Raw genomic sequence first — 22,848 nt, forward strand, 5'->3', positions numbered from 1 at the left:
AATTATTTAACTATCATTTTTCAAAATGTTACCAAGGTAATATTATCATAATTACCGACAAAATCTAACAATTTCTTACAATATTTTATTGGAAATAGGCTGATAGTTCGAGAAAAAGACAGATAATTTTTAGAACATAAAGTATTTATTAGTAATTTTCTATATCTCTCATTATCAAAATCCGTATATGTATTATTTATTATCATGAAAGGAAACCATATAAATGTTTACCTTGATTTGTGTTTGATGTATTCTTTTAATGATTTAAATTTTATCGAATAAAGAAGGTGTATAGATTTTGAAAAAAAACAGCATCATCGGCAATGCTTTTTACCTGTTTTTAGGAAATGTTCTGGTACGGTTCTTAACAGCTGCCTCTACTATATTAATTGCCCGTTACTTGGGTGCGGAGGATTATGGGGTTTTAAGTATTGCTTTAGCATATGCATCTGTTGCTGCATATTTTACCGATTTAGGGCTTACTCATACTCTTATCAGGGAAGGAACAAAGGAACATTCTTCTATCCCTATTTTGATGAGCAGCTTTTTTAGAGTTCGTATTATTCTTTCGCTAGTAACTATTTTATTTTCTATTTTAATAATAGAGTTTCTTTACCACGATGATTACCTGAAAGAGGTATTATATATAGTCCTTATTCCTACTATAATGGGAGCGGCACTTCAAGGTGTGGGAGCTGTTTATTATCAATTAATTGAAAAAATGCACATAACTGCAATCATAAGAACAATTGCAGGATTGACTACAGCCATTGCCTTAATAGCTGGTATGATATTTAAGTGGCCTTTACTTTTTATTGCCCCTGTTTATGGTTTAGCCAATGTTTTGGCAGGGTTATTTTCCATTTTTATTGTAATAAAATATGTAAATATCTTTAAAGGGTGGAACAAATCGATTTTAGACGGGCTGTTTAGCTTTACTATAAGCGGTCTTACAATTATGCTTTTACCTCAAATCGGCCCCATTGTTATTGAGAAAGCTTCTGGACTAAAAGAAGCTGGCTTTTTCTCAGCAGCCTACCGGATACCGTCCCTGCTATATCAAATACCAGGTGTTGTGGCTGCCGCCTTTTATCCTGTTCTTTTTAGGCTTGGCAATAACCAAGAATTTGACAAACACTTAGAATTAAATACACGACAATTAAAAATAATGTCCTTTTTAGGGATATCGATGGCAATACCGTTTTTATTCTTTAGTAAATGGTGGATTCACTTTCTTTTCGGGGCTAAATGGGAACAATCAGCAACTCCCTTATCAATACTTGCTTTAATGGTTGTTTTACAATCCTTTAACTACCCAATGGCGGATTCCCTAACCACAAAAGGTAAGCAAAAAACTAGAACGATCATTCAGTTATTCGCTTTGATTTTAGGCATAGTTTTATATTATACTCTAAGTTCAAAATTAGGGAGTACTGGGGGAGCACTAGCCGCTGTTTTAATCGAAGGAATTTTATTTACATGTTTCTCACTTTTTCAAAAGAACAGCCTTAGATTGTTGTGGAATGGCGGGGCAAAAGTTTTGGCTTCATTCTTCATTGTCTGCCTGCTGTATTGGTTGACTCGATCATTTATACATCCATTAATCGGAAGCATTGGATTGGATATAATATTTATTGTATTCATTTTATTAATTGATTCAGAAATCAAAAAGTTTTTATTCGATAAAGTCATTTCCAAATTAGTAAAAAAATGAGGGGTTATGTTGAAAGTATCTGTTATCATACCTACATATAATGTAGAGAACTATATAACGAAATGTTTGGAATCAGTTCTAAACCAGACATTTGAAAATATCGAAGTAATTGTAATAGATGATGTCTCAAGTGATAAAACGGTAGAAATGGTTAAAGCTTTTTCAAAAAAAGATGCTCGGATTAAGTTACTTGAAAATCAAAAAAACAGCGGCCCTTCTTATACTAGAAATAAGGGAATTAAAGCTGCAACGGGAGACTTTATTGCTTTTTTAGATAGTGATGACTGGTGGCATCATGAAAGACTTAGCATGATGACTAAGGCTGCAATTCAATTGAACGCAGAAATGATCTGTGACAATCAATATTTAATTGATGATAATAGTGTAACACCATGGGGAACTATCTTTCAAAATGGTAATGTTCATATTACAGAGCCTACTCGGTTTTCAGCCGCAGATTTTATCAATAAAAATTTAGGCTTGAAACCATTAATTAAAAGGTCATTTCTTAAAAAGAATCACATTCTTTTTGAGGAAGGGTTAAGATATGGCGAAGACTACTTATTGTTTCTAAACTGTCTTATGAACGGAGCAAATGCATTTTTATTACCCGAGGCATATTATTTTTATCGTGCAAGAGAAGGCTCTCTTGTAACAAATAATATGAAGCTTCTAAACCAAACGTTATCTACTACTAAAGAACTATTATTAGAACCTTTCTATACAAAAGATCCCCGGGTAAAGGAAGCGCTGGAAAATAGAAAGAAAAATATTCAAGAAGCTATTAAATATTATCAATTTATGCAGCCAATTAAAGAAGGAAACATTGCAAAGGGTGTATTTCAATTAGCGAAATCACCGAGTATTTTCCTAATTTTCGGCAGAAGACTGCCAAAAATTTTCAAAAATAGAGTACTGAGAAAGATACTGAAATAAGGTGATATCAGTGAAAAGTAAATTGGCTTTCCTTCTTCCTTCATTTGAGGAAGGCGGGGTAGAAAAGGTGACTATTAACCTTGCTTATGGCTTAAGAAGTATGGGGTATGATGTTGAATTTGTTGTTTTTAAGAAACAAGGGGCTTTCCTTTCAGAGGTTGAAAAAGAATTTACCATTCATGAACTAAAGATAAACCGATCCTCCGAGAGTATTTTTAAATTAGTTACGTACTTTAAACAAAACAGACCGGATTTTTTCATTTCTGCTAAACATTATATTAATACTAATGTATTAATTGCTAAATTACTCTCACGCACAAAAACAAAGATTATTGTTTCAGGTCACGGGATGTTCTTTAAACGTAGAGGTCTACTGCCATTTTTAATGAAAGTAACATACACTAAAGCAGATGCAATCGTGGCTGTTTCAAACGGAGTGGGCAAAAATATTAGCGAAATTACTAATATTTCTGCTGATAAGATTACTGTTATTCATAATCCTGTTATTAGTGAAGAGTTCATTCAAACCTATCAGCAAACAAATGCTTATGTGAAACCCGATGGTTATAAATTAATTCTCTCTATTGGCAGGCTATCTCCTGAAAAGGATTATACTACCCTTATAAAAGCATTTCACAAGGTCCGAGAGCACCATCCAGTTAAATTAATGATTGTTGGTGAAGGCCCTGAAAGGGATAAACTCCAAGAAACAATAAACGAATTAAATCTTAACGAGGATGTAGCACTCCCTGGTTTTAAAAAGAACCCTATTGGTTATCTAAAAGCGGCAGATCTCTTTGTTCTATCTTCGTTGACCGAGGGTTTGCCAACTGTATTAATTGAATCGCTCTATTGTAAGACACCAATTGTTTCAACTGATTGCCCTAGTGGACCGGATGAGATATTATGTAACGGAGAATATGGAAAACTAACTCCTGTGGGTGATGCAGGACAACTTGCGGAAGCGATCGAGCACTCGCTTTTGCAAGCAGAAACCGATGTCACTCGACTTCGTGATCGAGCCCTTGATTTCACAAGTGAGAAAGCGACCAAGAAGTACGATCTGCTAATAAACAGTTTAATGTAAAAAAAAGAGGGAAATTCCCCTCTTTTTTTATTTATAGATTATTTTTTTATCATCATTATCTCAGTTAAATTCCCATCCTTAATGGTGTATTGGATTTTAAAATCTCCAAATTCAGTTGGTTCTAGATTTTTCAAATCATGTGCCTTTTTAAACGTATCAATCGGTAAGTAAACAGGCATTTTTATTACTCTAACCTTTTCTGTCTCATCTATCCCCAAATAAAGGCTATATTGTTTATAATAAAAAAATGCTTTAATATCATTTTTACCCTCAAAAACATAGTTTGGTTCTCCAAATCTTCTTGTTAAATCATTCTTACTCGTCTCAATGGGAATAGGAACACCTTCGATCAGTCCTAATTTAAGGTAATCATAAAATTTATTTGACAATGCCTTGTTATTATTAACGTCTAAATCAAGATTAAAGGTAAGAAACTCGGAGCTCTTTAAAATTTCCTCATCGGACTTAGATTCTTCATCTAAGACTGACTTTCCGTTAATTAATTCATCTAAGGAAACCGTATTATTCGCTACGGTTATTTTAGTAATTTGATTTTCTCCCATATTCAAGACTACTTTTTGATTATCCCTATTAAAAAATATGACCGAATTACCAGGATCCTTCTTTTTATACTCAAATAAATCCAAGTCATAGAATTGTTCCAACAGTTGGTCTTTAAACATTCCTACTTTAATTTTTCCGAGTACTTTATAATCCGGATTAGTTGTTTCTATATATTGCGAAATATTATACGCATAATGAACAACTAATTTTTTATCTGCAAAAACATCCAAATTCTCTTTAGATTCACTCGGGTTCCCTAAGATCTCATCAATATTCCTCATATTCTCACCAATACCAAACCCAAAAAGCTTCATTTCGTTTCCTACGGAATGGTATTTCTCTTTTTTAACTTCATTGGTTTTTAATTTCAAGCTACAAGCTGAAAGTAAAAACATCACACAAAAAAAACTAAGAACCACTTTTCGATTTGTCAATTTATCTCACTCCACCAAGCTATTTTTCCTTTTAATTTCTTCACCACATCTCATCAGAACAAAAATTATTAGAAGTACTCCCCAAAAGCGAGGTGTAACGAAATCAGCCCTATATGAAGAAGTTATTAACAGATGGACATATTCCATTAGAGCGATAAAATAATAAATATTTTCTCTTCCATACTTTAGAAGCTTAAAGAAAAGTCCTGCAAGTCCAATCAATATTAGGGTAACACCAATAACCCCATTTTCAAAAAAGAGATCAATATACATGTTATTAGATGAAGTACTGACACTACCTGTATTAGGGAGAATTTTAGTACTTGAAAGAAATTCAAAGGACCCTGGTCCATAACCAAATAATGCAGAAAAAATGGAATGATCGAACAACCAATATAGAGGCATGACATACATATAAATTCGGCTTGAACTTTGAACGTTAAATAAATTGTTTACTCTACCCAAAATAGGACTAAAAAACTTAATAAAAATTTCTGGTTTTAGGAGTAAAGCAACTAAAATGACCCCTACGATAATTCCAATTAATATAAACAAATATTTTTTAGGGAATTTAGGATGAAAAATTAAGTAAACAAATAAAAAAGCTGCAAGTAATGCAATGTTAAAATACCCACTCACTGAAAAAGAAAATAATTGAAGAATTAATCCAGGTATAGCAAGCACAAGTATATATATCCACTTCCGCTTAAAGGCTATAAATCCAATAATTAACATATCAATTATAATGGGTCCCAGATAACTTGGCTCATCCGCAAAGGAGGTAAGCCGGAAATTAAAGAAAGTAAGCTTACTTACACTATGGACATAAGATCGAGTTTCAATATCAAGAAATGGGACTCCGTATAGAAAATATAATAGCTGCCAAAGACCAATAATGATTAATAGAAGTACAGAAATAGGATAAACCTTTATAATTTTTAAACTTTTTTTCATCTTTAAGATGACTAGACTTTTGTAACCGAAAAAAACCATCACTAGAAAAGTGACATAGTATAGTATTCGAGTAATTAAAGATCTTTTTAGGTAAGATTGATATTCAATACTTTTAATAACCGTACTAGTGTAAATAGCTGATAAAAGTGACAATAAAATAGATAATGCAAATAATAGAACAAAAAACTTTACAATATCATCGGTCTTATATTTTTCAGCTTTATACTGCTTCGCCACATACCAGAATAGAAAAAACAAAAAACTCATGACTAACGTTAGCAAGGCTGGAGTCGGTATTGGTAATAAGTGAATATATGGATAAGAGGTAGTAAATTGAATTAGAGCCAGGTAAAAACCAAAAAAAATTATTGTACACAATCTAATTAAAGGTTCAATAGGTGCTAAAAGGTTCTTCATCTTTAATCTCCTTCGTAAATCGCTAGATTATCTAATGTAGGAAATATCCGACAAGTAATACTTCCCATTCTCTTTTTTCCAGGAAGTCATATACATCAAGGACTGGTCGGCTTGAAATCTGTAAAATTTGTCATTCATAATCATACTTGATGATGAGTATTTTTTTGTTAAGATTTTTTTTAAATAATTGAACTCACTTTCTGTTACTTTATTGTCCTTACTTGTGATCAGTTTAAATTCTTGCCAGTTTAACTCTTTAATATTATTTCTTATGTATTGGTCTGCTTCCGTTAAATTTCTAAATTTAAGTGGTTCCCTTCCACATGCAGTTAGGACTAAAATAAACACTATAATAAGAACTAGAAACCATTTTTTCATTATTTATACTCCTTTTAGAATGATAAAGCGATCGAAAACTTTTTCCTTTTACGCCCTTAATTATGTATTACATTATTGACAAATAATATTTTGTATAGGTCATGCCCGTTTTTCTCTCTCTATTTTTAACACACCATTTTATTTTACAATATGTTAGCTGCAAGGTGAATTCTTTTTTTAGTACTTACAGAATCCTAATCTTTATAATTTTAGTATATCTAAATCAAGTCTACATTATTTTACCTCTAATACTAACAGCTTTTGAATAAATGACCAATATTAGAACCTAATAATTGAGGTGTCTTTTAGAAAAGCGCAAGCGCCTTGGTTAGCCCCGATATAGGGCGACTTGTCGACTGGCCAGCGAAAGCAGGGTCAAAGACTAGTCGCCCTTAATGCGTACAGAAAGCGATAGCTTTCTGTAGCCAAGCACAAGACGAGCCGGCCGAAAGGTTGCTCTTTAACCTTTTGGACGGATTGATTTAAATGTGGAGGCGACTGTTCTGGGACGAATGCATAAGACGCACCCTGTAAGAAGGCGTTCTTTGCCTTCTTCAGGGGGGTGGCTTATGACTTCAGTCCCAAGGAGCCGCAACTGGATAAGCTTGTGACCTCGAGGGGCTAGGCGCTGGAGCTGGACAATTTTCGAAGTCAAAAACATTTATACTTTCTTATCTTTAAATAAAAAAACATGAGTACCGAAGTTGGTACACATGTTTTTTTAAAAAAATATGAATTACTTGTAAATGAAAGTTTGTCCCTAAACTATATTCTAATTACCGAAGCTCTTGGACTACATATTGCGAACTTACCCATCCGTCTTCTCCATTCGACAGTTTTATCTTAAACCACTTTTGCGACGTGTCTATGATTGGTTTTTTATCATCGTCCAGAATTAACTGGATATAATTATTTAATGGTACACTTCCAATAAGATTGTTTGCAGCTATTAAAGGTGCCGAACGAACATTAACCGAGTCGGCATTCGTCACTCTACCGAGATTGAGAACAGTAAAATAGTTTTGGTATTTAGAAAAGTCTATACTGCTTGTCCAATAGGCAACACCATTCAATTGCACCTTTAATTTATAATCATTTGTTTTTTCAAGAATAATAAAAGTTGATCCTGCTTTAATAGTATTAGCGAATAAATCTACTTTTGCCACCGCTTGAATATTATTAGGAAATATGTCGCTTCCTACTGGAATTCCAGGAATACCAGGAATAGTGGTGTTAATGGCTGCATTTGCATAATAATTTTTGTCATAAGGCAACATCTTTTGCATGTGCTGTGCAACAGCATTCGCCCAATTTGGGTCGGATGCATACCAATAATTCATTCCGATACTTTTGCTTTCATCTCTTGTACCATTTGATGCATTGGTCCGATAACCAAGGAAAGCTCCCTCAAAATGCATACCTTTCGGATTTAGATAATCCGATTTAATTTTTTGAGCAATATAGTTTATACAGTCATCAATGGTTGCAAAACGATAAGCTCCTACAAAAGGAGTAGAATCAAAAGCCCCATAACCAAATAAGTTCATTTTCCCTAAGGAAATGTTGGAAGTTCCAAAACCACTTTCATGAATAGCGTGTGCTGCCAGGTATAGGGCATTTACACCAAAATTTTTCCCTGCATCAATAAAGGCTTGACCTTTATTCAGTAAAACACTTGGCCGGCCATTTACATTTGCAGCGATGTAAGTATTAATTTGACTAGCTGTTACAGGAGAAGTGGTTCGTAAATCAATAAATTTATAATCATCTGTTTTCACATATTCTTTTAAGTAAGTCCCAAAGACATATCCCGTTTTACCGTTATATGTTACTTTATACCACCCATCACTCGTAATCTCCCCAGCTGTGACAGTGGTTCCGTTTGGAATGACAGTAAGAATAGAGGATGATGGATCACCTGATTGCCTTAAATTTAAATCATCTGTAACTAAATATGTTTTTTCTGTTGATACCACTGGGTTTCCGCTGCTTTGCGGAGCAGATTTTAGAACGCTTCCTTGTACATAACCGGTTTTACCTTGATAGGTTACTTCATACCAATTTCCAATTGTCTTTGCTGAGGAGATCAGTGTATCTTTAGGAAGAGCTATCAATTTCGCATAAGTATCTCCAAATGATTCATACAAATAAGAATTGTCTATTAACTGATAATTGGATTTAGTAAAGGATTTAACTGCACCAGCTAAAACATCACTATTTATCACATATAAAGACTTTCCATTATAGGATACTTGATACCAAGTTTCTCCAATGCTATTCACTACTTTTTGAGTTGACAACAAGCCGTTTCCTGTGGCAAGAGTAGTAACAGCTTTATTCTTTCTATCAGGAGTGGGGTATAAACTCACATTTTTATTTGTAAAATAATAAGTTCCACTTGTGTTACTATAAATATAGTATTCCTTTAAATATTCTCCGCTTAACCAACCTGTTACGGTGACATTTTTTCCATTGTTAGTGTATGTATATGAAACCTTGTACCAGGAACCTATTTTCTCTGAGGAAGTAAGAATTTTCCCATTTGGGATGGTAATGATCGTTTTATAGCTTGCACCTGCACCTGAACGCAAATTAAGATTTGTTGTTGTTTGGTAGGAAGTTTTAACTTGATTCGTTGTTACAACTGTATTTCCAGTACTTTGCTGAGCTGTTTTAAGATCAGATCCTGGAACATATCCTGTTTTACCTTGATAAGTTACTTCATACCAATTTCCAATTGTCTTTACTGAGGAGATCATCGTATCTTTTGGAATTCCCTTCAATTTCGAATAAGCATTTCCATATGAAGAATACAAATAAGAATTCCTTATTAGCTGATAATTGGTTTTAGCAAAGGATTTAACAGTGGCTGCCGAAACATCACTACTTATTGCATACAAGGACTTGCCATTATAGGTAACTCGATACCAAGTTTGTCCAATGCTGTTTACAATCTTTTGAGTAGATAATAAACCGTTTCCTGTGGCAAGAGTGGATATGGCTTTATTCTTTTTATCAGGTGTAGGATATAAACTCACCGTTTTATTGGTAAAATAATAAGTTCCACTTGTATTGCTATAAATATAGTATTCCTTTAAATAACTCCCAGTTACCCAACCCGTTGTGCTAACATTTTTTTTATTAACCGTGTATGTATATGTAACTTTGTACCAAGATCCTTTTTTCTCTGACGAAGTAAGAATTTTCCCTTTAGGAATCGTTGTAATAGTTTTATAGTTTGCCCCTGCTCCTGAACGTAAATTTAAATTCGTTGTTGTTTGGTAAGTAGTTTTTATAATACTATCGGCATAAACGTGACCCAAACTATTAGATGCATAGGGAATTATCGCACCGCTCCCTAGTAACAAACCGGTCGATAGGACCATCACTTTCCCCATTTTTCTCAAATAATCCACTCCCTTTTTTTAATTAATTTATATGAAATAATGGAAAATATTTCGAAATTTAGTATATTATCTCGTAGTACGAATGTTTTTTAAATAGATTTATGTCATAATTTGTTGCAAAAAGAAGAAAATAGGTATATTTGCCTATTAATATATTAATATAAACTTAATTACCTGTTAATATAGTAACTTTAGATAAATTAAAATAGCCAATAGGGTTTAATGGCTGATTCGAATATCATTATTAAAACATCATTCCCCATGTTTTTGGACCTACAATCCCATCCACTATTAATCCATGAAGTTTTTGATAGGCTCGCACCGCTGCTTCTGTCTTTGGACCAAAAATGCCATCAACAATTATATGTACCGCCCTCTGAATGAGCTCGACATCTTTCCCTGTAGATCCTCTTAGTACTAAATGACCAGGAAAAGGCACACTTTTTTGTTTATGTTTGTGATTAATGCCACTACCTACCAACTGTATAAAGTCAGACCAGTCCATCCCCTTTTCACCGTTCCGAAGGTATCTAGGGCAATTTTTCCCGCTCCAATGGTTGTGCTGGACAACATTTGCAATGGGAATATGATAGGTCTTGATCGACTGGTTCGTCACTTCTGCAGCATTGGCTACGGCCTTTTTAAAATCGCCATCACTGTTTACACAAATTTCAATATGGATGGATGAGGTATTGCCTGTCCCACTTCTTCCATCTCCGGCCGCCCATGCGACCTCATGAAATGGGATGGATTGGATGGCTTCATGGTCATCAATTTGAAGATGCCAGGAGGCCGAACGGTCATTTCCCCGTTCCTGCAGTCTTGCATGTGCTTCGGCATCTGCACCTGGGTTTGGATTATCTGTTTCATGAATCGTGATGTAGTTAGGGACCATTTTGATGCCCGGCCTCGCGGCTTTATTTGAAGCAGGAATAAATCGTTGAATAATGTTCATACATATCCACTCCTTTCATCTATATTTATGCAAAACCCTATGATTTGGACAGGCTATTGCTAGTTTTTGCATTTCTTTTCACAAATCATTAGTATGGAGGTAATCATATGAAAAGGATTGAAGGGCTAGTATGGAAAAGTTACTGAAGTTCGGCCTTGTCGGGGTCGTGAATACGTTGATTTCAATCGGCTGTTATATTTTGTTTGTAAAATTAGGCATGCACTACCTTCTCGCCAATATCATTTCTTATCTAATTGGGTTAGTAAATAGCTATTATTGGAATAAGAAGTGGGTGTTTAAAAATAAGGAAAACCATCTTTCTGTTTTTGCTAAATTTGTGATTGTCAATTTAGTGGTGCTCAGTTTCAATACCCTATGCCTTTTCTTATTTGTTCATAAATGGGGATTCAATCAGTATCTTTCACAATTAGTGGCAACTGCGCTAGGAATGGGAATCAATTTTATTTTAAATAAAAAATGGACCTTTGAATCTAAAATGAACAACCAGAAACAAGTGAACTAAACATTTTTAAATAGAATATAGGTATTTTTAAATAATAATTTGGATAATAAATGGATTTTTCGTAACTATTTATAGTAGGATAGTATTAGTTTTTATTTTAATCTATTCTATTATAATGGGGGACTTGGAAGATGCTGACTCCTGCCCAACAAAAAGTGAAACAAGAGCTAGAAGAATTGCAAGCGGCGGGAAAATTCCACCACAAGGCCCAACAGGAATTCCACACTCCACAACCTTCTTCATTGAAAAAATGGATGCTTTCTTTTGTCGGAATCCTGTTAATCTTGTTATTGGTTGTTATGTATCTATCTGACCCTAATGAATCCGAAACGGTCGCCTATTTAGTGAAAGAGCAGCATGTATATCGGCAAAGTGAAAAACTGCTCAATGAAACACTTTATGAGCATCCGGTTGACTACCAGGAAGCAAAAATGAAGCAAATTCAATTATGGATAAAACTCTCAGAGCTTAATTCAACATCGCGCCTTCATGACCATAAACTTGATTTGCTGCATGTTATGGAGCAGCAGCAAGAGGTGCTGATTGATCTCGTTGCCTCTAAGAATATAGATTCAGCCACAATCAACCAGAAAATGATTGAACTTCAAGTCAGGAAAGAGCTGGCATTTGATAGTTTGCGAGCAGCGCTTGAGCGCGATAACTTTACATACGAGACACTTGAGGATGGGTCGGTTCGGTATTGGGTGCACTCGAAAATCTATACATATTAAAAGAGGTCCTGCTATTAAAAGCAGAACCTCTTTTGCTATTCAGCCGCCTGTGCCTCTTCGGCAGTCCCCAGCTGCTGCAGCGCGCGTTTTCGGTTTAATTTTTCTAATGTGAGGAGAAAAACATGAATAATTAAAACGGCCAAGGCCATTAGTTCGACAGCAGAATCAAGATAGTACCACGAAAGCGTTGCGGTAATATCGTAAAGGGAATGAACGAGGACCGTCACCCAAAGGCTCCGCGTCCACAATAAGATTAATCCAAATAATAAGCCCATATTCGCAAAGGTAACGATAGCACCAATCTTCACTCCCCACGGTTCAACGGAATCTAATGTGTGGTCAATCCCAAATAGGATAGATGTGAGAAATAAAGCTACCATCAAAAATAGATCTCTTTTCCCGCTTGCCCATCGGTTCGGAAAGAGCTTTTTACATACAACCAACAGGAGAATAATATAGGCCAGACGCCAAACTTCCTCTAATCCTGCGAGGGCATCCGTATATAAATCAGCGCCAATGGCATCTACTTTTTCAAAAAAGGTGGAAACGGGTTCGGCCTTTGTCTGATGGTCTGCCGCTGCTGGCGGCTGTTCCACATCCATCTGCATGTCGGTATAATCTTGCACGTATTGATCATAATCCGTGTTGAAATCATTGAAGATGTTGGATGAATAGATGTTAATGATCGTACTTCCGAGAAAGAAGACTAAGAAGGCCCCGGTAAACTTTAAGACTTGCTGCCGTTTTGTTAATCGAAAACGTTCTGAACTGCTAATCCGCTGGTGCAGTTTTAGGCCGACAAAAAAGGAAGATACCATCATTGCATCATAAAAAGTGCCCGCCAAATAGCTGTACCGGGTTAAATAAAGAAGCACTTCAGCCCCTATGGTTACAACCAGCATGGTAAAGAGTAACTTGATTGAAATCGGTTTGGTTAGGTTTGTTGTCATCCGCGTCATTCCCTGCCTTATTGCTTATTTTAAAATCGTTACTGCCAATATTCCGAATCCATTTAATAATAGCAGGAATAGCAAACAGCCTAAGAGCCACTTCCAGGTTCTCTTCTCCATGTTATCTCCTTAAATAATGATTGTTTTTAGCCACATGTTTACCGAATTTATTAATAGATAATAATAGTAATAATTTAACATATCAGCAGACAAATATCATTACTATGTTATTTCCAATATTATTGGTACTTGGTGATTTTTTTGGTTTGCGGTACATAAGAATGTACAAGCTGTATTGTATGTCCATTACTGGAGATGGGAGGTTATGAAATGAGGCGTTTTATTTCTTTGATTTTATTGGTCGTTATCATCTATGTATTGTCTGCAACAAATCCAGGGCGGTCGGAATATATTGACTGGGTGAATCACAAAACAATGGATCAGTCATCGAACATGCTAAAAAGGGGTATCCTCTCAATTGCAGGAAAGTCTATCTTTGATGCTAGGACGACAAAATCCGATTATGTTGTTTTTTCCATCTACAAGACGGATTTTTCAGATGTCGGAATGGGGAAGATGACCACGCTTGGGATATTTAATGAGTTTATTCCGCTTTCTAGTCTTGAAAAAGAAAAATAAATCTTAGGACCGAATGGGGCGAGCCCAAACGGCCTTTTTTTATGCATGGCTAAAGAACCTCTTACAGTCCGGGTCATATTGATACTTCCTCCCAATCAGTTCGATGGTGCTCACTTTAAGACTGCCCCAGTCCAGGTCGGGGTTTACATGGATGATAATGCAAAGCCCTTTTAACCGTTCTTTTGGCAAATCCGGAAGGAACTCTTCAATAAAGGAAGGGAAATCGAGGATAAAAAGCTGGAATTTTCCACAAATCCTTCCGAAGCCGTTTTTTATTGGTAGTGATATTCGTAATTTATGAGTTTAAAAATCCGAATGAAAACTAGAATACTGGTAAAAATCAGCCCAAACATCCATTCCTCCCCTTTTTCACCAATAAGAAGCCTGGGCAATTCTCTATGAGACAACTTTCTAAACGACCAACTTTATCATTCTAGGGAGTACAGCTTGGGAATATAATGACAACAATTGGGATGGGCTTGGAGGTTATTCCATTTTTAGAGATAGATACTGCTAATGGAGGTGGCAGCACATGTTAAGAAAGACAATTAGTGGTTTCATCATACTGGCGGTTATTTTCTGCAGCATTAGTTATCTTAATGTACGCGCGGCAAGTCCGTTACATTCCACCTCAGGAATGGAAGGAATGCTTGTTGTGGACGTCAGTAATTCCATGAAAGACAGCGATCCGAATAATATCAGTAAGGAAGCGATGAAGATGTTTATCGATATGTCATCGCTCGAAGGAAATAAAATCGGGGTCGTTGCCTACTCGGACGAGGTGATGCGAGAAAAGGCGCTCGTAAAAATCGGCTCGGAACAAGATAAAAAAGAATTGAAGTCGTTCATCGATTCACTTGAGAAATACACCTACACAGACTTATCCACTGGGGTTTCTGAGGCTGTAAAGATGCTAGAATCCAGCCATGAAAAGGATTTTACCCCATTGATTGTCCTCTTGGCGGACGGAAATAACGAACTGAATCCGCGAAAGTCTAAAACGATTTCTCAGGCGGATCAAGATCTCCAATTAGCGGTCAGTCAGGCAAAAGCAAATGGCTACCCCATTTATACGATTGGATTAAACGCAGATGGGAAGCTCAATAAGGAAGTGCTAACGAATGTGGCGAACCGCACAAATGGAAAATTTTTCGAGGCCACTTCAGCGGAACAACTCCCTAAGATCCTGAGTGAAATCTTTGCTCGACATTTTAAGTTAAAGATTATCCCAGTTTCACAACTAATTGGTAATGGTGCGTATCAGGATATCAAGATTACCGTGCCAAATGAAAACGTTCGGGAAGCTAATATCTCCCTTATGTCTAATCAGCCTGTTGAGATTCAACTGATTAACCCTTCCAGAAAAGTGGTGGAGATTCCATCTGATCAGGTCGTGCTAACGAAATCAAGAACCTATTCGATGGTCAAGCTGCTGAAGCCCGTTCAGGGGGATTGGACATTGAGGGTAAAGGGTGTCCCACATGAAAAAATCGATATCAATCTTATTTTTAACTATGATTTACAGTTGAAATTGGCGGCTCTTTCCAAGGAGAGCTACAAAGCTGGTGACACCGTTCAAGTACGTGCATTCTTTGAGGACAACGGCACGGCCCTTAAGGATAAATCTTTTTATCACTCGATGAAAGGTACACTGTTTGTCAGGGATCTTGATAAGGGAAAAACAGAGGAGTTTTCATTAGACTCTGGCAATAGTGGATTTTCTGGTACGTTTAAGCTTGGCAACGCATCTGCCTATGAAGTGATGGTGAAAGCAGAAGATAGCAGCTTTTTCCGCCAGACGATTCCACAGAAAATTACGTTGAAAACAGCACCCGCTGCCCCTGTAAACGAGAAACCGAGCAAGGTGTTGAATGATGGCGGCAAATCCTTCCCTTGGCTTTCGATCGGCGGAGCTGCCGCGGGTATTCTCTTACTCGCTGCGATCGCTTCCCTGCTTTGGTCCAAATTAAAGAGCAGAAACCGCAGGTTCAGCGGACAGATCGTCATTGAAGTCAAGGATGAAGAAACGGGTGAACGGATCAGCCCGCAATATAAAAAGTTGAAAGCCTTTAAGGGAAAATTCCGTCTCCATCAACTTTTATCCCTGGCACCGGAGTTTGCGGACACCGAGAAGCTCATATTCAAACCACTCGCAAATGACTCTTTGTTACTTATCAATCACTCTAATTGCACCATAGAAAAAAACGGCCGGGCAATCAATGCCCAAAAAGGCCTTACGATCAAACGCAACGACCGCCTGCGTATCACACCAAAGAAAGTCAATAAATCTATCTACATTGAGTATATTTCATAAGGTGACAGGCACCGTTTCTAACACCGAGGGAGGAATAATGATGAAAGCTAGTTTAAGAGAGCATATTCAGCAGTTGGATGTTTCTTTAGGCGGTGGGATTATTTCGGAGAAGATCCGTGTCGATACGATCGAGAATCCCATGCTTGTCATCGGTCTTGGCGGAACAGGGATTGATGCCTTGCTCAGACTAAAATACCAGGTGAACCGCCGCTTTAAGCTGCCACAGGATCCTTTATCCAAGAAGAAAAAGGAAAAACCCAACAATATTGAGTTCCTGGCCTTTGAAACCAATGAATACGACCGCTACAAAACATACAAAGGGATTGGTCTTGATCCAAATAAGGAGTTCGTCCTCCTCTCTAACCCTGAGATCGGCGGCCTGCTCCAAAACCGCAGCACACTCGAGCCGTGCATCAAGGAGTGGCTGTCACCGGAATTATCCATCACAGATGGGATCAGCGGGGCCTCCGGTGTCCGCCAGGCCGGACGGCTGTTGCTATTTACAAAAATCAACCAAGTGGTACAAACGATGGAACGAAAAATCGAGTCGGTCCTTGAAGGAACAAATAAACGGCTATATGTTTTCATTTTGACCGGTGTTTCCGGAGGCACCGGCAGTGGATGTTTTCTTGATATTGCCTACATCACGCGCGGGATCATGGAGCGGAAATTTGGCCCGACCGGTATCGATAAAGTCAGCATGCTTGGGTATCTGTTCATGCCCGATGTGAATCTGTCCAAACGCGGTCTAAGCTCCCATACGGTTGAGTATATCGAGAAAAATGGCTATGCAGCCCTAAAGGAACTGGACTACTGGATGAATTGCGATGAACGAAATGAACGTTTCAACATGAAATATGGCAGCATCTTAGACGTCAACTCCCCGATGCCGCCGTTTAATCTTTGCCATTTCATCTCAGGAACGAATCTGGAAGGGAAATGGCTTGAAAATGCTTATGATTACTGCATGAATGTCACCGCTGAAAATATTACCAACTTCATGGCCAATGAGGATAAGAAATCCAGCGAGGAATTTGCCATCCATGACTATATCAGCAATATCCGTACCAATATCGCCCAAATGCCAAAACCCTATGCCGCCAACTACCAATACAATATTATCGGTGCCTCGATGGCCGAAATTCCTGTTGAAGAAATGACCACATATATCGGCTATAAACTATTTGAAAAAATGAAGAAAATGTTTGAGGCCCAACCGGACCAAACGGATGTCGAGAGGTTTGCGGAGAAACTGCGTATTGACCCTGACTCCATTCATCAGCAGTTCAATGAGCGTGTACCTGAGCCCCTCTCAGGGTACGAGCACAGTGAACGTTTTTCCTATAACAACGTCATTAAATCAGCCGTGATTAATCTTGATGAAGAGCTAGAGAGAGAATATTTAGTAAAGGCGAAAGAACAATACCGAAAATGCAAAAAGCAGCACCCAGGCGAGAGCCTCGAGGAGTTCCGCCGCCAAATGGAGCGGATCTTCCTTAGTCCAGAAAAGGGTCCCATCTATGCATCTAGGCTAATCTACTCCAATGACAGTTCCTGTCTGTTAAAAACCTTAAAGATATATACCGAGCGATTGCGCGACCGATTGGAACACCTGCCGCGTGCGATTCAATCGGAACAAGATTACGCTTATAACAAGCTCGAGGAGGCCAGGAGTGCATTTATCTCTAAAGACCGCAAAAAGAATGCCTATATCGAGGCAAAATTAAACGAATTCTCTGCTCGGGCAGAAAAGGCAAGACTCGAAGAAATGATTGAATTTTATGAGGAACTGTACCAGCTTCTTTACAACCAGAACAACAAAATATATGAAGTTTATCAAGAAATCCTACTGACCTTGAAAAATATCTTTGAAAAAAATGCCGGTATTTTAATAGAAAAAGAGGAGCTCCATCAGGATACCCCCCTCACCTATTATTGGCATTTGGTCAGTATTCCTGATACCTCCCCAGAGATTCAGCGGATGTTTGATTCGAAAGATGGCGAATTGCTGCTACAGAAATGGTCGGAAATGCTCCTTGAAAAATCAGCCTATTGGATCAAAGAACAAGATGTTGATGTGGTTGGCACCGTATCCGAGTTTCTCACCGATCAGTTCGGTGATTTGATCACGAAATCGATGGAAGACTTCCTGCGTCTAAAGTATGGCGAGGATAAGCCGATTGATAAAATTATTGAAGAAAAGATCGCTTCCCGCTTGGACCGCGACGCCCTGCCAGTGTTCCATCTTGCCAATGGCAACGGCCAGCTCCACTTCCCGCAATGGGGGTTTGTGAGCGTACCAGTAAAAGCTCCAAAGATTTATAACGGGATTAAAAATTTTGAAAAGCACTCGTTAAGCCATTCCCGCTTCACCATTAAAGAAAGCGAGCTGAGAAATCGGATTTTCTGGTTAAATACAAAAAACGGAATTCCCCTCTTTGCCTACTCGCCATTAAAAATTTACGAGGCATCCTATGAAAAGACGATCTTAGAAAAAGAGGGAGTCGGCCGGCACCTGGTGCAGACAGAGAAGGAAAACTGGCTCTACCTCCCCTCACCTATCCCGGAAAAATCCTGGGGAGATACCTACCAAAACCTTCGGGTGAAAGAATACAATGCAGGAGTACGAGCATTATTTGATCAAGCGCTGGAATTCGGCTGTATCACGGTGAAAGAGGACGAACGGAATACCAGTGCCAAATACCGGTGCCATTTTACAAAAGAGTTAAACAGACGGGCATTTTTCGCGAAGTATGAGATTGACCTAAAAAAGCTTGATAAAGCCAGTCTTGGAAACTTAAATCAAGTGCTAAGAAAGCTGCAAGAATGGTCCGCTGGGGGCATGGATCCTGAAGGCAGCTGCGATATCTTCGGAAGCACCAACTTAGAAATGGCAAAGGAAAACTTTATTCGTTCCCCTAAGTTGATTGAAAAAGTGAAACTAGAGGTTCGAAAATACCAATTTATACAGGAAATGATGACGGAAATTGAACAATTCATTTCCTTACAGAAAGAGAATGAGAGACTTAAAAGCCTGTATATTCAGGCCATTTACACCCATACGATAAAAAAACGAGGGGCACTTTACGTATACGATCATGGATTGGAGGAAGACGCGTGGGAGCCGTTGGTTAATCTAATGAAGAATACAAAATTCGTCGACTATGAAATCTTTCAAGCATTGAAGGCATTAACCCCAAAGCAAATGGCCCAGCTTGAAAAAAAATCGGAGCAGAAGAGCCATGAGCTAATCTTACAAGAAAGCGCGGCACAATTAATCTTCGCCTTAGAACAAATGGCAAACACCTTTCAACAAGAAAAGGAAGCCCTTGATTATGAATACAAGGATTTGGTTAATGGCGAGGAAGTGTACAACTTCTATAAAGAGCTGATGATCAAGGTGCAGGAAATGCTTAGACAGCTAAAATCATAAGAAAAGCGCAAGGCGCTTAGACTTCGGCGACAAGCACAAGACGAGCCGGCCGAAAGGTTGTTCTTTAACCTTTTGGACGGATTGGCCTAAATGTGGAGGCGACTGCCCTGGGACTCTAGACTAAGACGCACCCTGCAAGAAGGCGCTTTTTGCATGTGGCTTAGGCTTCGAGTCCCAAGGAGCCGCAACTGGATATGCTTGTGACCTCGAGCCGAACGCGCCTGGAGCTAGACAATTCTCAAATTTATTTTAGAGGCCACACGTATTTCGTTGCATGTGGCCCACCTCATTTCATGTTTTTCAAGGAGGGATACACTTGTGCAAGACCTATTACAAAAATATGCTGATTCCTTCGCCATTCAACTTGAAAAAATAAGCCAATCTGAAAATGTGCAGCGCAGTGTCAACTATCCGATTGTTTTTTTATTTTTAGGCGACCTCGTTAAGGATGCCCTATTAGCGATCAAAAAGTTGAACAAGGAAAAATGGCATAACAGTAACGGAGTCTTATACTTTCATGCCTATCAAACAGAAACCATCCTTGCCGATAATCTGTTTTCACTCCAGCTGGCGAATAATGGCTTCGATCGCCAATCCCAACGGAAAGAACTGGTAGAGATTTTTTACCAGGATGAAACGATGCTGATTGAACTCAATAAGACCTTTCGGAAGCTTACATCAAAGCTAGCCGAATATGGAAGGACCTTTTCTTCGCTCCAGAAAGTAAACCTTTGTGTGGTAACTGCCGCTCATGACCCGGCAAATATCCTGATCCAAGAATTCACCCTTCTTCTTAAAAGCATCCTTCAGGAGTCGTTCCGAATCGTGGAGGTGGATTTATTCGGGCTGTTAATGGAAAAACAGGACGGTGAGAACTTTGCCTTCACCACATCGCTTGGGATCAGCTTCCTAAAAGAGCTAGATAATTATCAACAAAATGATTATTATTTCGAAAAGGACCTTCAGCTGACAGAGGACCATTTAAGATTGCCCATCTGCCATCCCCCATCCCCGCTCTTTGAAATGGTCTATTTATTAAGCGATAAAAATGAGAACGGTCTGATTGGGGATGAAGCCGTTCAACAAAACTATGAATTAATCAGTCATTTAAACCTGTTGAAGAATCGCAAAATATGGACCGAGCATCATGAAAAAATGAATGGATATTCTCACCAATCCTTTAAGCGCGCGATGAAGGGAAATGCACGGGATCCTGTTTATGCATCAGCCGGATTTGCAAAAGTGACACGGCCCAATAAAGCGATTGTTCTTAACGCTGCGAGTCACCTTTTCCAAGATTTATTAGAAACCCTAAAAAGACAAAGCAAGCAACCTAGAGAGAAAATCCTTCAGCTCTTCGATTTATCTGAGGCTTCTTTTCAAAAATATTATGAGCACTTCCTTCCTCCAGCAGACCGCCTTTATGACATGCTTGGATTAATGAGGGTTAGCAATTCCTATAGGGCCGTGAGGAAAATGTCACTGAACGAAACAGAAGAGTTTCTTTACCAAGGTGCTACGGAAACGTTCTTTTACCAGAACTTCGAAGAACCCGTCCGTGAATTTTTAGGGGTTTTAGACCTAAGAGAGCAAATTGAATGGTGCTTTTATGAAAATGTAATCAATCATGAACAGTACGGAATCTATTGCGCTTATAGTTGGACGGCGGACAACGTTCACTCTGAGTCAAATATATTAAATGCGATTAGCAAGCTTTTCCAAGAAACAAAACAGGAAAAGTTAAAGCTTGAAGAACATCTGGAACAAACTTATCAGCAAATCGTGGATCATTGTGATTTTAAGAAAAGCTATCTACCCTTTTCAGCCAAGAAAAACCTGACCAGTTTTGTAGAATACTTTTTCAACGAAGTATATGGGACCAAATACGAACTGTTAAGACTTAAAGTGAAACTGGCGATTTTAAATCAATACCGAACGGTGCTCAAGGGACTGCATCGCTCATTGCAGCCAAAGATCCGGCTGATGAACAAGGTGGATACCTTTCTGAAAAAGACCGCGGCGGACAGTTTATTTGATTCCAATGATGATTTAGACAAGAATATTGCCCAATATTACTCAAGAGTCATTCAGCAAATTACAGCAAAGTTAAAGGAAAAACGAGGGCCCCATTTCTTTTTGAATGAACGTTTTTTTAAAAACCTCTATGGTTATCTGGAAGACGATCAACCTGAAGTTCTTTTGGAGCGATTGTTGGTCGTTTGCGATCGGGAGATATTAACACAGGAAGAATTCCACCGTACCTTTGAAGATGAAATGCTAGAAAGAGCCAATGTGATTACCGATTATGAAAACAGGGAGATTCTCTCTAAAGAGGAATTGTTTAAAAAATTATATCTTCGATTGGACGAAAGTTCGTCGATCCACATTGAAGTGTTCAACTACACTCAAGTGAACCGTTATGAAGAAAAGTATTTTTTTGGCGACTTTTACAGTCAGTTCATGCGGTTTGCCTTAGAAAAAGAACATGACACACGGCAATGGAAGGTCGGCTGTGTACATGAAAAGAAAACAAGCGGGATTGAGAAGCTTACCCTCATGGGAGGATTCACATTAAAAGACCTTATGTTTTATCGGAACGGTGAACGATATTACAAAAAATATACTGATAATGGTTATGAATTCCACTCCAAAGCGGAAGCGTCCGTTTAGCGGCGTATCGACTGAGACTTACTTTTGAATCCTTAGCCTGCCACCATCAGTATTCAGCCAGACTATGCGTATTTATTAAAAGATTATCTTAACCTTCGTATAAATACTTTGAAATTAGAGGATATAACGTTCTTTAAGGAGATTATAACGTCGACTTTGGATGCGTTATAAAATAGATTTTCAAAGACTTTCTATAGAGTAAATCTGTTGCAACAAGGTTAGCATTCTCTTTTATAAACGAACACATGGTGTTCTCGTTATAATGGTCAATAGGAAAATCTAATAACATAGGGTAATCAACGCCATTATTACTCCTTTCAAAGGCAACAAAAAATAACTGTATTGGAATAGTTGATGATTATTCTCTGAAGAATCCCGTTCAGCTGTTCACGCCCATTCAATGGAAGGATAAAAGTGGTGTGAGGAAGGTTAATGATGGTAAATTTAAACTTTTAATTAGAGGAAGTAGAGAAAGACACCGCCAATCCACTGTTTTGGTTCCTAAAAAAGACTGGAATTAACCCCTTTTAAAACCTTTTTAAAAGACAAAAAAGGGCAGCTACATTTAGCTGTCCTTTTCCGTGCCTGGCAACGTCCTACTCTCACAGGGACAAGGTCCCAACTACCATCGGCGCTGAGAAACTTAACTTCCGTGTTCGGTATGGGAACGGGTGTGACCTTCTCGCCATTATTACCAGACTATTTATTCGACACTATTTTATTATAATGTCTTTTTCATATT

The 22,848-nt window shown here is 38.0% G+C and carries 15 protein-coding genes and 1 rRNA gene; 9 read left to right on the forward strand and 7 right to left on the reverse strand.

Annotated elements, in window-relative coordinates; all coding sequences use genetic code 11:
* Positions 1 to 298: 298 nt before the first annotated feature.
* Genes M3226_RS18670 through M3226_RS18680 form a run of 3 tightly spaced genes read left to right on the forward strand, consistent with a single transcriptional unit; the run spans position 299 to position 3,737 of the window.
* Positions 299 to 1,714, forward strand: coding sequence for a flippase (locus M3226_RS18670; protein WP_251567973.1), 1,416 nt, complete (start codon positions 299 to 301; stop codon positions 1,712 to 1,714).
* A 6-nt stretch (positions 1,715 to 1,720) separates the two neighbouring features.
* Positions 1,721 to 2,650: a glycosyltransferase family 2 protein gene (locus M3226_RS18675; RefSeq protein ID WP_251567976.1), complete on the forward strand. Its 930-nt coding sequence runs from the start codon at positions 1,721 to 1,723 to the stop codon at positions 2,648 to 2,650.
* A 10-nt stretch (positions 2,651 to 2,660) separates the two neighbouring features.
* Positions 2,661 to 3,737, forward strand: coding sequence for a glycosyltransferase (locus M3226_RS18680; RefSeq protein ID WP_251567977.1), 1,077 nt, complete (start codon positions 2,661 to 2,663; stop codon positions 3,735 to 3,737).
* Positions 3,738 to 3,775: 38 nt separating this feature from the next.
* Here M3226_RS18680 and M3226_RS18685 read toward each other — a convergent pair whose 3' ends face one another.
* The 5 genes from M3226_RS18685 to M3226_RS18705 all read right to left on the reverse strand — a co-directional run bounded on the left by M3226_RS18685 (position 3,776) and on the right by M3226_RS18705 (position 10,846).
* Positions 3,776 to 4,735, reverse strand: a complete 960-nt coding sequence (locus M3226_RS18685) for a hypothetical protein (protein WP_251567980.1) — start codon at positions 4,733 to 4,735, stop codon at positions 3,776 to 3,778.
* 6 nt (positions 4,736 to 4,741) lie between these two features.
* Complete coding sequence (locus M3226_RS18690) at positions 4,742 to 6,106, reverse strand: O-antigen ligase family protein (protein WP_251567982.1); 1,365 nt, start codon at positions 6,104 to 6,106, stop codon at positions 4,742 to 4,744.
* 27 nt (positions 6,107 to 6,133) lie between these two features.
* Positions 6,134 to 6,484 carry a hypothetical protein gene (locus M3226_RS18695; protein WP_251567984.1) on the reverse strand — a complete coding sequence of 117 codons (351 nt, stop codon included), beginning with the start codon at positions 6,482 to 6,484 and terminating at the stop codon, positions 6,134 to 6,136.
* A 776-nt stretch (positions 6,485 to 7,260) separates the two neighbouring features.
* Complete coding sequence (locus M3226_RS18700) at positions 7,261 to 9,882, reverse strand: SH3 domain-containing protein (protein WP_251568007.1); 2,622 nt, start codon at positions 9,880 to 9,882, stop codon at positions 7,261 to 7,263.
* 253 nt (positions 9,883 to 10,135) lie between these two features.
* The gene (locus M3226_RS18705; RefSeq protein WP_251567986.1) at positions 10,136 to 10,846 is read right to left on the reverse strand and encodes a peptidoglycan recognition protein family protein; all 711 of its coding nucleotides are present in this window, start codon (positions 10,844 to 10,846) and stop codon (positions 10,136 to 10,138) included.
* 130 nt (positions 10,847 to 10,976) lie between these two features.
* On the opposite strand from M3226_RS18705, the gene M3226_RS18710 reads away from it, so the two are divergent.
* Complete coding sequence (locus M3226_RS18710; protein WP_251567989.1) at positions 10,977 to 11,369, forward strand: GtrA family protein; 393 nt, start codon at positions 10,977 to 10,979, stop codon at positions 11,367 to 11,369.
* A gap of 131 nt (positions 11,370 to 11,500) precedes the next feature.
* A complete protein-coding gene (locus M3226_RS18715; RefSeq protein ID WP_251567991.1) occupies positions 11,501 to 12,100 on the forward strand; it encodes a hypothetical protein in 600 nt (199 codons plus the stop codon).
* A gap of 35 nt (positions 12,101 to 12,135) precedes the next feature.
* On the opposite strand, the gene M3226_RS18720 is transcribed toward M3226_RS18715, so the two are convergent.
* Entirely contained in the window at positions 12,136 to 13,050 is a 915-nt protein-coding gene (locus tag M3226_RS18720) for a CPBP family intramembrane glutamic endopeptidase (protein ID WP_251567993.1), read from the reverse strand.
* Between the two features lie 330 nt (positions 13,051 to 13,380).
* Between M3226_RS18720 and M3226_RS18725 the strand changes: the two genes are divergently transcribed.
* The 4 genes from M3226_RS18725 to M3226_RS18740 all read left to right on the forward strand — a co-directional run bounded on the left by M3226_RS18725 (position 13,381) and on the right by M3226_RS18740 (position 22,106).
* Positions 13,381 to 13,689 (forward strand): DUF4359 domain-containing protein, encoded by a 309-nt coding sequence (locus tag M3226_RS18725; protein ID WP_251567995.1) that lies wholly within the window; start codon positions 13,381 to 13,383, stop codon positions 13,687 to 13,689.
* Between the two features lie 532 nt (positions 13,690 to 14,221).
* On the forward strand, positions 14,222 to 16,003 hold the full coding sequence (locus M3226_RS18730; RefSeq protein WP_251567997.1) for a vWA domain-containing protein: 1,782 nt from the start codon (positions 14,222 to 14,224) through the stop codon (positions 16,001 to 16,003).
* 40 nt (positions 16,004 to 16,043) lie between these two features.
* On the forward strand, positions 16,044 to 19,436 hold the full coding sequence (locus tag M3226_RS18735; protein ID WP_251568009.1) for a tubulin-like doman-containing protein: 3,393 nt from the start codon (positions 16,044 to 16,046) through the stop codon (positions 19,434 to 19,436).
* Positions 19,437 to 19,754: 318 nt separating this feature from the next.
* Complete coding sequence (locus M3226_RS18740; protein WP_251567999.1) at positions 19,755 to 22,106, forward strand: hypothetical protein; 2,352 nt, start codon at positions 19,755 to 19,757, stop codon at positions 22,104 to 22,106.
* Positions 22,107 to 22,689: 583 nt separating this feature from the next.
* Here M3226_RS18740 and rrf read toward each other — a convergent pair.
* Positions 22,690 to 22,805: ribosomal RNA gene (gene rrf / locus M3226_RS18745) — 5S ribosomal RNA — on the reverse strand.
* Between the last annotated feature and the right edge of the window lie 43 nt (positions 22,806 to 22,848).

The organism is Neobacillus cucumis (assembly GCF_023715505.1).